At 42.7% G+C, this 11499-nt stretch carries 10 protein-coding genes; 8 read left to right on the forward strand and 2 right to left on the reverse strand.

Annotation, left to right across the window (positions count from 1 at the left end; genetic code table 11):
- Nucleotides 1-26: 26 nt before the first annotated feature.
- The 5 genes from CVD19_RS20930 to CVD19_RS20950 all read left to right on the forward strand — a co-directional run bounded on the left by CVD19_RS20930 (nucleotide 27) and on the right by CVD19_RS20950 (nucleotide 5799).
- Nucleotides 27-584, forward strand: a complete 558-nt coding sequence (locus CVD19_RS20930; RefSeq protein ID WP_101585129.1) for an ECF transporter S component — start codon at nucleotides 27-29, stop codon at nucleotides 582-584.
- Entirely contained in the window at nucleotides 585-1553 is a 969-nt protein-coding gene (locus tag CVD19_RS20935) for a P1 family peptidase (RefSeq protein ID WP_101585130.1), read from the forward strand.
- A 27-nt stretch (nucleotides 1554-1580) separates the two neighbouring features.
- Nucleotides 1581-2801 carry a M20 family metallopeptidase gene (locus CVD19_RS20940; RefSeq protein WP_180953730.1) on the forward strand — a complete coding sequence of 407 codons (1221 nt, stop codon included), beginning with the start codon at nucleotides 1581-1583 and terminating at the stop codon, nucleotides 2799-2801.
- A 172-nt stretch (nucleotides 2802-2973) separates the two neighbouring features.
- Nucleotides 2974-4431 carry a CoA-acylating methylmalonate-semialdehyde dehydrogenase gene (locus CVD19_RS20945; RefSeq protein ID WP_101585132.1) on the forward strand — a complete coding sequence of 486 codons (1458 nt, stop codon included), beginning with the start codon at nucleotides 2974-2976 and terminating at the stop codon, nucleotides 4429-4431.
- A 24-nt stretch (nucleotides 4432-4455) separates the two neighbouring features.
- Nucleotides 4456-5799 carry an aspartate aminotransferase family protein gene (locus tag CVD19_RS20950; RefSeq protein WP_101585133.1) on the forward strand — a complete coding sequence of 448 codons (1344 nt, stop codon included), beginning with the start codon at nucleotides 4456-4458 and terminating at the stop codon, nucleotides 5797-5799.
- Nucleotides 5800-6423: 624 nt separating this feature from the next.
- Here CVD19_RS20950 and CVD19_RS20960 read toward each other — a convergent pair.
- Both CVD19_RS20960 and CVD19_RS20965 read right to left on the reverse strand, forming a co-directional pair.
- A complete protein-coding gene (locus tag CVD19_RS20960) occupies nucleotides 6424-6921 on the reverse strand; it encodes a GNAT family N-acetyltransferase (protein WP_101585152.1) in 498 nt (165 codons plus the stop codon).
- 197 nt (nucleotides 6922-7118) lie between these two features.
- Complete coding sequence (locus CVD19_RS20965; protein ID WP_101585134.1) at nucleotides 7119-7601, reverse strand: AraC family transcriptional regulator; 483 nt, start codon at nucleotides 7599-7601, stop codon at nucleotides 7119-7121.
- 556 nt (nucleotides 7602-8157) lie between these two features.
- On the opposite strand from CVD19_RS20965, the gene CVD19_RS20970 reads away from it, so the two are divergent.
- Genes CVD19_RS20970 through dnaB form a run of 3 tightly spaced genes read left to right on the forward strand, consistent with a single transcriptional unit; the run spans nucleotide 8158 to nucleotide 10598 of the window.
- On the forward strand, nucleotides 8158-9054 hold the full coding sequence (locus CVD19_RS20970) for a hypothetical protein (RefSeq protein WP_101585135.1): 897 nt from the start codon (nucleotides 8158-8160) through the stop codon (nucleotides 9052-9054).
- On the forward strand, nucleotides 8993-9304 hold the full coding sequence (locus tag CVD19_RS20975) for a replicative helicase loader/inhibitor (protein WP_180953731.1): 312 nt from the start codon (nucleotides 8993-8995) through the stop codon (nucleotides 9302-9304). Before CVD19_RS20970 ends, CVD19_RS20975 begins: the two co-directional genes overlap by 62 nt.
- Nucleotides 9261-10598 (forward strand): replicative DNA helicase, encoded by a 1338-nt coding sequence (dnaB, locus tag CVD19_RS20980; protein ID WP_101585153.1) that lies wholly within the window; start codon nucleotides 9261-9263, stop codon nucleotides 10596-10598. Before CVD19_RS20975 ends, dnaB begins: the two co-directional genes overlap by 44 nt.
- Nucleotides 10599-11499: the final 901 nt, after the last annotated feature.

Genomic DNA, 11499 nt, shown 5'->3' on the forward strand with positions numbered 1-11499 from the left:
AAAAATAATAATAGGGGTGAATTGTAGTGGAAAAAGGGTTAACAGTACGAAAGATTGTAGTTGCCGGGGTATTGGGTGCCATTGCCATTCTGCTTGGAGTTACAAGGCTTGGGTTTATCCCGGTGCCTACTGCGGCAGGAAATGCAACGATTATGCATGTGCCGGCAATTATCGGGGGAGTTATGCAAGGCCCATTTGTTGCATTGATCATTGGTTTAATTTTTGGAGTATCATCATTCCTGGAGGCTACCATTCCCTTATTCAAGGATCCCCTCGTATCAATAGTTCCTCGATTGTTCATCGGGATCACTGCCTATTTAGCGTATGCAGGATTAAAAAAATATAATGAATATGTTGCAATCGGTGTAGCTGGATTTATAGGTTCCATAACAAATACAATTTTAGTTCTGACCATGGCTGTTGTACGGGGATATTTTGCTCCGGGAGTCGCGCTTACAGTCGGTATCACAAACGGAATTCCTGAAGCGATAGTGTCAGTTATTGTTACAGTTGCCGTAGTTGCAGCCTGGAAGCAGCTTGGCAAGGCAGGGAGCAAAAAATCAAAAATTTCAGGCGGAATGTAAATGAAAGCCAATAATAATATTACTGATGTACCAGGCATCAAAGTGGGCAATGTAGAGGATGCCAATGCATACACCGGCTGTACTGTCCTGTTAATGGAGGAGGGGGCAGTCTGTGGAGTAGATGTAAGGGGCTCCGCTCCCGGCACGAGAGAGATTGATTTGTTAAATCCTATAAATCTTGTAGAAAAAGTCCATGGATTATGCCTTGCGGGAGGAAGTGCTTATGGGCTTGATGCTGCTTCAGGTGTCATGCAATTTCTAGAAGAACAGGGACATGGTTTAAATGTTGGTGTTGGAGTAGTTCCAATTGTCCCGGGTGCGGTATTGTTTGATTTGCCAGTTGGAGATCCCTCCGTCCGGCCTGATAAAAAAATGGGCTATGAAGCTTCAAAAAGAGCCTCCCGCGGAGAATTTGCGACAGGCAATATAGGAGCAGGCTGCGGGGCAACGGTTGGGAAGGCTGCAGGTTTCAATCGTGCGATGAAAGGCGGACTTGGAACCGCTTCGAGAGTATATCCAAATGGACTTATTGTAGGGGCCATAGTAGCAGTCAATGCGGTTGGAGAGGTTCGTGACCCCGTAACTGGAAGAATTCTTGCAGGTCCAAGGGACAGTATGGGAAGAATTCGAAATAGTTTAGACTTTATGCTGGAAAATTCGTTAGACCCTCTTACGGCAGGAACGAATACAACCATTGGGGCTGTCGCAAGTAATGCAAACTTCAATAAGGTACAAGCAGCTAAAATAGCATCAATGGCTCATGATGGATTGGCAAGGACCCTATACCCGATTCATACCATGTATGACGGTGATACCATTTTTTCTATTGCCACGGGGGGAGTAGATGTAAAAGTGGACATTGTGGGTGCCATAGCAGCGGAAGTAATGGCTGAGGCTGTACTGAATGCCATTTACTCAGCCGAAAGTATTGAGGGATTTCCCGCTTACAGAGACTTTCACAAAGACTAATAGTCAAGTAGGAAAGGTGTGATGTCAATGTCGATCGATTCCAAGTCTGTTTCAGTTTTAAGCTTTGTCGATAAAAATGAAGTGGTGCAGCTGACAAGGGAACTTATTAAAATCAAAAGTGTGTACAGGCCAGGTATAGAAGGCGGAAACGAAGAAAAGGTCGCAAGATTCGTTCAACAATATTTAAAAGACATCGGGCTCGAGGTAAATTACCAAGAGGTTGTCCCCGGCCGGCCCAATATTATTGCTATTTTGGATTCAGGACAGCCTGGGAAAACATTGCTTTTTGAAGGGCACACCGATGTAGTGACTGAGGGTAATCTTCAATCATGGAATTATGACCCTTTTGGCGCGGTGATAGAAAATGGACGAATATATGGCCGAGGTGCTTGTGACACAAAAGGAAACCTGGCCGCAGCAATAACTGCTGTCCACACGATTAAGAAATCCGGCGTGAAATTTACAGGTAAAATCCTTCTTTGTATCCCGTGTGACGAAGAAGATATGATGATTGGAATCAAGGACTTTATCCGTCAAGGCTGGGCTAAGGATGTAAACGGGGCGATCATTTGCGAGCCGGAAGAAAATCAGCTTTGCATCACACAGAAAGGTGCAATAAGGGCAATTATTAAAACCTATGGAAAAATGGCTCATGGAGCGATGCCATTAACCGGGATCAACCCGATAACACGGATGGCAAGACTGATCACCGAACTTGAAAAGTTGGAGCAAAGCGAAAAAGACAGAGTCGGTCAAGATCCTTATTTAGGATGGCCAAGCATTACGCCTACCATCCTACATGCACCAGTTAAGGGTGATTCTCAAATCAACGTGATGCCTGATACATGTATGGCCGCACTGGATATTAGGACAATCCCCGGACAAGACCATGAAATGCTGAAACAAAGCATTGAGGCCATTCTTGGCATGCTGTCAAAGAATGACCCGGATTTTAAAGCTAGTTTTGAAGTAATAGAAGACCGGCCATGGACGGAAACCGACAGGAATGATCCCCTAGTAAAGGCTGTAGATAGTGCATACAGGGAAATTACCGGCAAGGAGCCGATTTATAACGGGGTACCCGGCGCTACAGACGGAACTTTTCTCCATTTGGCAGGGGTTCCAATACTGACGACAGGTGCAGGCGACCGCCATATCCCCCACCACGCAAATGAATATGTGGATATTGATGAATTGGTGGAAACGGTTCATTTATATACCCTTTCAGCAATACACTTTTTAAGCTGACAAGAATAGGGTATTGATAGAAGAAAGTTAGGGTCGAACATTTTGTGTAAAGTTGCTGTTGAAAGAATGGATATTCTGATCTAATCATAACCACCAGCAGCAGCCTGGAAAGAACGAAAACCTTTTCCAGGTCCACACGCGGCATTTTTCTAACCGAACAGGAGGCAAAAGAATGGCAGTAGTCAATACAGTAGATACCTTAAAAAACTTCATAGGCGGAAAGTGGGTCGAGTCTGCAAGCAAAAATTACGAGGAAGTACCTAACCCTGCAACTGGGGAGGTCCTTGTTAAGGTTCCACTGTCAACTCGTCAGGATCTCGAACATGCAGTAAAAGCAGCAAAAGAAGCGTTCTACTCATGGAAGCAAGTACCGGTTCCCCAGAGGGCACGAATTCTTTTTCGATATCAGCAGCTTCTGACCGATAACTGGGACGAGCTGGCTAAGCTGGTAACGCTGGAAAATGGAAAAAGCTATGAGGAAGCATACGGCGAGGTCCAAAGGGGAATCGAATGTGTTGAATTTGCTGCAGGTGCTCCCACATTAATGATGGGATCCCAGCTTCCTGATATCGCCACAGGCATCGAATCAGGGTTTTATCGTTATCCGCTTGGAGTTATAGGAGGCATCACCCCCTTTAACTTTCCAATGATGGTACCCTGCTGGATGTTCCCGCTTGCGATTGTGTGTGGAAATTCTTTTATTTTGAAGCCTTCTGAACGGACTCCTCTTCTCGCAAATCGACTGGCAGAGCTCTTTCAGGAAGCGGGTCTTCCAGACGGAGTGCTGAATGTTGTCCACGGGGCTCATGATGTGGTAAATGGACTGTTGGAGCATAAAGATATTAAAGCGATTTCATTTGTTGGATCCCAGCCTGTTGCGGAATATGTTTATAAGGTGGCAGCGGCAAATGGAAAACGTGTACAGGCTCTTGCCGGAGCCAAAAATCATTCCATTGTTATGCCTGATGCCGATTTGGATTCTGCAGTCAAGAACATTATTGGTGCAGCATTTGGCTCAGCCGGCGAACGATGCATGGCCTGTTCAGTTGTGGTGACTGTTGGAGATATCGCAGATGAGCTTGTTGAACGTCTTAAAGAAGCAGCTAACGAACTTAAAATGGGCAATGGTTTAGAACAGGGTGTATTTTTAGGTCCGGTGATCAGACCTGCCCATTTAAAAAGGACCCAGAACTATATCAGCCAGGGTGAGGAAGAAGGGGCAACTCTTATCAGGGACGGCAGGAACAATTTATCTGATAAGGAAGGTTATTTTATCGGGCCGACTATTTTCGATCATGTAACGACAGAAATGAAGATTTGGAAGGATGAAATTTTTGCTCCTGTACTTTCAATTGTCCGTGCCAGAGACCTCGAGGAGGCAATAGAAATCACGAACCAGTCAGAGTTTGCAAATGGCGCATGTCTATATACAAACAGTGCGAAAGCCGTTCGAAAGTTTCGTGAAGAGATTGATGCGGGAATGCTGGGCATCAACCTGGGTGTTCCGGCTCCGATGGCATTTTTCCCTTTCTCAGGTTATAAAAATTCTTTTTATGGGGACCTGCACGCAAACGGCAGGGATGGAGTCGACTTTTATACTCGCAAGAAAATGGTTACGGCAAGATATTAAAAAGACAGGGTGTGAGGGAAGGCTATGCAGAAAGCTCAGCAAATCCAGGATTGGCAAAGCACAGATCAGAAATATTTATGGCACTCCATGAGGGGATCCGCTCCGTCACCGTCAAACTTAATTATTACAAAAAGTGAGGGAGTCTGGATTACGGATATCGATGGAAAAAAATACTTAGACGGAATGTCAGGATTATGGTGTGTAAATGTTGGATATGGGAGGCAGGAATTGGCTCAAGCTGCGTACGAGCAGCTGCAGGAAATGCCTTACTACCCGCTTTCCCAAAGTCATTTGCCTGCCATTAAATTAGCTGAAAAAATCAATGAATGGCTTGATGGAGATTACCTCATTTTCTTTTCCAACAGTGGGTCAGAAGCAAACGAAGCAGCATTTAAAATGGCCCGCCAATACCATCACCAAACTGGACAGAGCGGCAGATATAAATTCATTTCCCGATATCGGGCTTACCATGGCAGTACATTAGGTGCATTAGCTGCGACAGGCCAGGCGCAGCGGAAATATAAATACGAGCCTTTAGCTCCAGGGTTCATTCATGTCACATCACCAGATTTGTACCGCAGGCCAGATGATGTGGAAACCCTCGATAGTGCTCTTGAAATCGATAATGTAATGACAGCAGAGCTCAGTGAAACGATTGCTGGTGTAATTATGGAGCCTATCATTACCGGGGGAGGAATACTAATGCCTCCCGACAATTATATGCAGAAAGTAAAAGAGATTTGTGAGAAGCATGGGGCACTATTGCTATGTGATGAAGTCATCTGCGGTTTTGGCCGGACTGGAAAGCCTTTTGGTTATATGAACTATGGGGTGAAGCCTGATATAATCACAATGGCAAAGGGGCTGACAAGCGGCTATCTGCCTTTATCGGCGACGGCTGTGAAAAGGGAAATATATGATGCTTACGCAGGGAACGGGCAATATGACCATTTCCGTCATGTCAATACGTTCGGCGGGAATCCGGCTGCCTGCGCACTGGCGCTGAAGAATATGGAAATCATCGAAAACGAAAACCTGATCGAAAGATCCAAAGTACTGGGGGAAAGGCTTATAGAGCAGCTGGAAGCCCTCAAAACCCATCCCTATGTTGGTGACATAAGAGGAAAGGGACTTTTAGTCGGAATAGAACTTGTCAGGAATAAAGATTTTAAGGAGCCGATTGAGCTTAACAAGATTAATAGAGTAATAGCCTCTTGCAAGGAAAAAGGATTAATTGTTGGGAAAAATGGTGACACGGTAGCGGGTTACAATAATGTGCTTCAATTAGCGCCTCCCTTGATCATCACTGAAAAAGAGTTAGCGTTTATTGTTGATACAGTAACTGAATGTTTGAACGAATTACAATAAAGAAATATAAAAGTAACATTAAAAGCACCTGATTATAAGTAAAGCTGAAACCCCCTTACAACTATTTTGATGTAAGGGGGTTGTTGTCGATAGGTGCTATAAAAGTTCAATAAGTTTTTCGATCCAGTTCAGCAACCGCTTCCGGGCGCCAACCTTCTCGGTCACGAAAATGACATCACTCTCAAGGTTTTGGGTGTACATAAAAGAATTTATCAGTACACTAAATGATCATACCTCGAAAGATTTGACTGGATGGCACGTTTGCCTTGATGTATTGATTGATCTATTAAATGGACGTTATCACGCCGAATTTCCTAAAGGAAATTGGGAGAAATGGCATCAAAAATACGTTGTTTCTGTTAACGAAATAAGTAATTAGACAAATATTGATGTTTGGTGCCAGTCACTACTCAAATTACGGCGGAAATAATTGACAAAATTCGAGAGTGACAGGCACTTTTCTAATAGTCCTGAATGTAAATCATTATACGGGATCACGATGTTTCCGACTCCAAAGCAACTTTTTTAGCAACTAACCTTTAAGTCGGGTAATTTCAACAAAAAAATGTTATTCCGTCCTGGGACAAAGCGCCAGTTAAGGATAAAAGAGGCCGAAACAGGCTATTAAACAAGATTCTTATAATAAATGATAGTCGCATCTAAACTTCCGTCTTGAGACATTGCGTAGTCAGGAATCCGTCCGCCTTGAACATATCCCAACGAATTATAAAGTAGATTTGAAGGGTCTCCTTCTCTCGTATCAAGAACTAATAAGGTTCTTCCCATCTGCAAGGCCGTTTCCTCAGCCTTCTCCATTAGTAATCGTCCAATTCCATTCCGCCTGCAATCAGGGTGAGTCATCAGTTTTGCAATTTCAGATCTATGTCGGCCATTCTGCTTTGAGCATAGATGTAGTTGAACACTTCCGGCTATAACGTGATTGATCACAGCGACAAAACAGATAACGTCATCGTTCAATGCATTTTCCCAATACATATTTGCCTCTGAACGTTTCAATGGCGGTAAAAAACCAATAGAACCACCATCGTCAACAACATCGATCAGAAGTGTGGAAAGACCGCCTAAATGTTCCTCGATTGATATACATCTCTTTATTTTAATACTATTGTCTGCTTTTAAACTATTTTGCAACAATATCACCTATCTTATGTTATATGGGTTTAATATACCAAACATCCATTTTATTAAAAGGATCATATCAGAAAACCTAACAATGTTTTGCACAATATACCTATTAACCTGCACATATGTTGAAAATGGTACACTCTCCTACAGGGTTTCTTGAATATGTAACCTCTTCAAGAGGTTCTTTTTTTGACTGGTACAAATAAATCAACTTTACATTTTCCTTCTGGGTCTTCGGAAGGGTTATTCATATTAACTTCAAGATTATTTCTGTCGTAATCCGCCTCATATTCACTAGCTGGTATCCATTCTCCGTACATATATTCATAAGCAAGATTTAGTTTTTCAGGTGTGTCATAAAAGGGATACAAGGCATACTGCCCACCATCCAACGTTTTGAATTGCATATCACTATGATTCTCTTTATCAAACCCACTGGGAATTGTAACACACGCATCGTGGCGGCAATCTTTACTTTCCACTAAATCAGGATTATCTAACGAAATTCCGATATAAGATTGGTCAGGTGGGAAAAGTCCATTGTTGATTGCCCAATTAATGAGGTTTCCCCAGTGTTCTTGCGGTTCATAATAACTTCCAATACGTCTGATAAATGCTACCTCAGTTTCAGGTAATTCCTTTATTACGATAGTCATTTTTGCCATCCCCTTTATGAATAGTTACATTATTTTTTCGCTATACATCGTTTAATTCCTTCATTATGACTAGCCCCCCTGCAAAATAAGAAAAAGTCACCTGGATTACAGTTGTTTGAATGCACAACGCTTGCACCTGTTATTTGAAGAATGAGGGGATTATAGTAAATAACCGAACTTCATTCCCTTTTTAGAAGCTGTGAAATCATCCTCAATTTTCAGCCATATTTATGGAAGGACGAATCTAAAGTTTGTTCACACTTTGCCAAGGACACTTTCATAAAAATGCCCCAAATTTGCACTCGATTGATGATTTTTAACGAAAAAATCAAATGCTCGTTTTTCATTTTAAGAGATAAATGGCGAGTAATTTTAAAAATAAACGGTTCGAAGAATGGGGTCTTCGGGTACAAAAAGCTGAAAGTGAAATGAAACTCAGAAAGCAGGATAGCTTCGCATCAAACTGGTTTTAAAAAAATTTATTTCTGCCCTGTCCATTTATCTGTTTTTTCCATATATAAAAAATGAAACAAAATACATATGATGAGGTGTTTATATGTGTGGTTGGGTGAAGCTGCCCAGGGATTTACTGGAGTCAGAGCTGTGGAGGGAAGTAGTGCCGTTCAGGCTGTTCACTTTGCTGCTGATCCAGGTGATGAGAGAGGACGGCAGGATGGTGAATGGCATGCAGCTAAAACGCGGGCAATACATAAGGGCGTATTCGAAATTGGCAGAGGATCTCAGTTACCGGGAAGGAAGAGGAGAGAAGCAATATTCAAAAAGCACCATCAAGAGGGCTGCAGATAAGCTCGTAAAAAAAGGGCTGATTGCGACAGAAGAAACAACTTTCGGCACACTGTTCACCCTTCTAAAATACGATGAAATTCAAAATGGTGGATCCATTGATTTTTTTTGCCCTCCTGATCGCGGAACGGTGCCAGAACGAAAGGAAAACGAGCCCAGTACGAAGCCGGAACAAAATCAAGAAAAAGAGAATGAAGAGAAAGTAAAGAAGGATAATGGACCAGTCCCTGCAACAGGAAAGCAGGCATCCCAGAAAACCGATGAACGGATAAATGCAATCAGCCAGAGGTTTATTGAGCTTCGCAAGCGCGGTAATGTCCTGTCTTCAAAGGATATAAATGCAGCGGAGGAAATTGCCGGCCTTGACGTTCCGCTGGCCCAGCTGCTTGTATGGATGGATGAAATCCAGCGTGTCCATGCCAAAGGCTCCAGCCATGAAACGATCAACAGCCTTGTCTATTATGAAAAGGCAATCTTAACAAAGCTGAAGAAAAGCGGCAAGAAAAAGAGAAACGGTGACGAGCCACTTTTAGACCGGATGCCCAGGCTGAAGGTCTTTAAAGATAGTAACGGGAGTGTTGAAGACCGTGAATCCACAAGAAGTTTATCAGGTTCTATCAAAAATCGAAGCAGCCTATTCCCAATTTAAAATCAATGATGAAACGGTCCTCCTATGGGTCAATATGGGAAGGGAAATGGGCTTTGAACAGGTCATGCAAAAGCTCATGGCCCATATCGCCACTAAACCATTTCCACCCGCGATTGCGGAAATTGCCGCCTACGAGGACATAAAAAACGATTTCACCGAAAAAATAAAGCAATGGGAGCGGGAAGGGAGAGAACGGCTTGAACGGGATGCTGTATTTGGAAGAAGAAAGCCTCAGCCTTCATGGCTTTAATTCCCATGAACAAGAAAAACACCTGGAAGCGGAAAGTATGGTACTTGGCGCAGTCTTCCTGGAATCACATACCATTCATGAAATCATGCTCGCGCCCTGTCATTTTTCGATCAAAAAGAACCAGCTGTTGTTTGAGGCAATGCTTCAACTACGGGAAAAAAGCCGTCCAATTGACCCTGTAACGATGCTAGAACAGCTCGGCAGGGAAATCGAAAATATCGGCGGGATCAGTTACATAACCGAATTTGCAGGGGCATGTCCAACCGCTGCCCATGTCGAGCATTACCAGCAGATTGTCCTGGAACACTATAAAATCCGTGAATTGAAACGTTCAGCTGCCACCTTCCTGAACAGCGCAAGCATGGAGGGGGCTGAAAGCTTCTATCAAACCTATATCGAGATGCAGGAAGTCGGCATGAGGAAGGAAGGGTCGAAACATGATGTCCTGATGGAAATTTACGATGAAATTTACGAGGAACACGGGGACTTGTCAGGCGTCGATACAGGCTTCAATGTCCTGAACCGGATGACAGGAGGCTGGAACAGCGGGGATTTAATCATACTCGCTGCCCGTCCGTCGATGGGAAAAACAGCTCTTGCTCTAAACCTGGCCATGAACTGCTGCCAAAAAGGCGGAGTAGTAGACTTGTTTTCTCTCGAGATGCCGCAAAAGCAGTTGGTCAAACGAATTCTCAGCAGCCTGACCGGGATAGACGGCGGCAAATGGAGGAACGCTTACAAGTATTTCAATGAAGAAGACCAGGTAAAAGCAAACACAGCCATGGGTGTTTACCATAGATGGAAGCTGCAAATCCATGACCAATCGGGACAGACCGTAGCCGACATCCGTGCAAGGATCCAAAAAACAAGGAGGGACTTTCCCGGTGAGAATTATCTGGTCGTGATTGACTATCTTCAATTGATTGCGGTAACGGGAAAGCACGAGCGTCATGATCTTGCAATCGCCAGCATCACAAAGGAACTGAAACAAATCGCCAGACAATACCTGGTCCCAATCATCCTGCTTTCCCAACTATCACGAAGCGTCGAACAAAGAATGGACAAACGCCCAAGGATGTCCGACCTGCGCGATTCCGGCAGCATTGAGCAAGATGCAGACGTCATCATCCTCTTATACAGGGATGAATACTACAATACAGAAGACAAACAAAACAAGATTATCGAGATTGATATTGCCAAGCAGAGGAATGGGCCGGTGGGGAGTGTTAAATTTCTGTTTGAGAAAGAGGTTGGGAGGTTTATGGAGAATATTACCGATGAGATTTTGTCTTGATAAATATGTAAATATAATTTGATTAACTGAACTGATAAATTAATTCCTATCCATATTCAGATAATCTGAACTAAAAAAGCCGATCATAAAATAGACCCAGATAGGTAACTTGGATACGTAGGTAGGTTCTTTTTTTATAAGGAAATGTGGTGATACATGTATATTACAATTTTATCAACTGGCGGTGTTAAATCTCAATTAATTTCTGGATTGGGTTAAGTAATCGCTCCTGTGCGACTATCTTCCGTGCAAGAAAATATCAGCACACTCTATGTAAATGTGCGTCTATTAATAAGGGAGAAAGCCTTCTGAAGAATTTTTTTGATCGCGAAAAGCCTAGTTTTAATATCATTGTTTCCTATTTAATATGCGAAACCCCTCTTGAATTATTTGTGCAAGATTCAAATTATCAATAAACCATCCAGTTCTCATCTTCTGTAAGTCTACGTGAATGACTTTGCAAAATATAAATATCATCCTTTAAAATTGAGGAAGAACTGTTAATGGCCAGGTGAGCGAAATATAAAGTTAGCCATTATACTGATATATTAATGAACAGAGCATTAGAGCGGTCATTAGAGGTTACCGTTCTATTTTTTTGAAAACACAAATGAGGCAGTGATGACAATGAAAAAATTTCTTAGTTTTATATGGCAGGCTGAAAAAGCATCAAATGAACATCGTTTGCTGAAAGGGCTGAAGTGATTAATACCTCTCCAGTATCATCACATATCTAAAAAGAGCAATTAATATGCGAATGGAAGGAATTATTGAAAGAAAATATTCTAACACCCATACACCAAGAAGGATGCCCATGTTCCAAAGCCAATCATTTCTCTCTGATTCCAATTAATCTGCGGTTTTATATTAGCAAAAACGACCTCGTCAAATTTATAAATGA

The organism is Bacillus sp. T33-2, assembly GCF_002860205.1.
GTDB lineage: Bacteria > Bacillota > Bacilli > Bacillales > Cytobacillaceae > T33-2.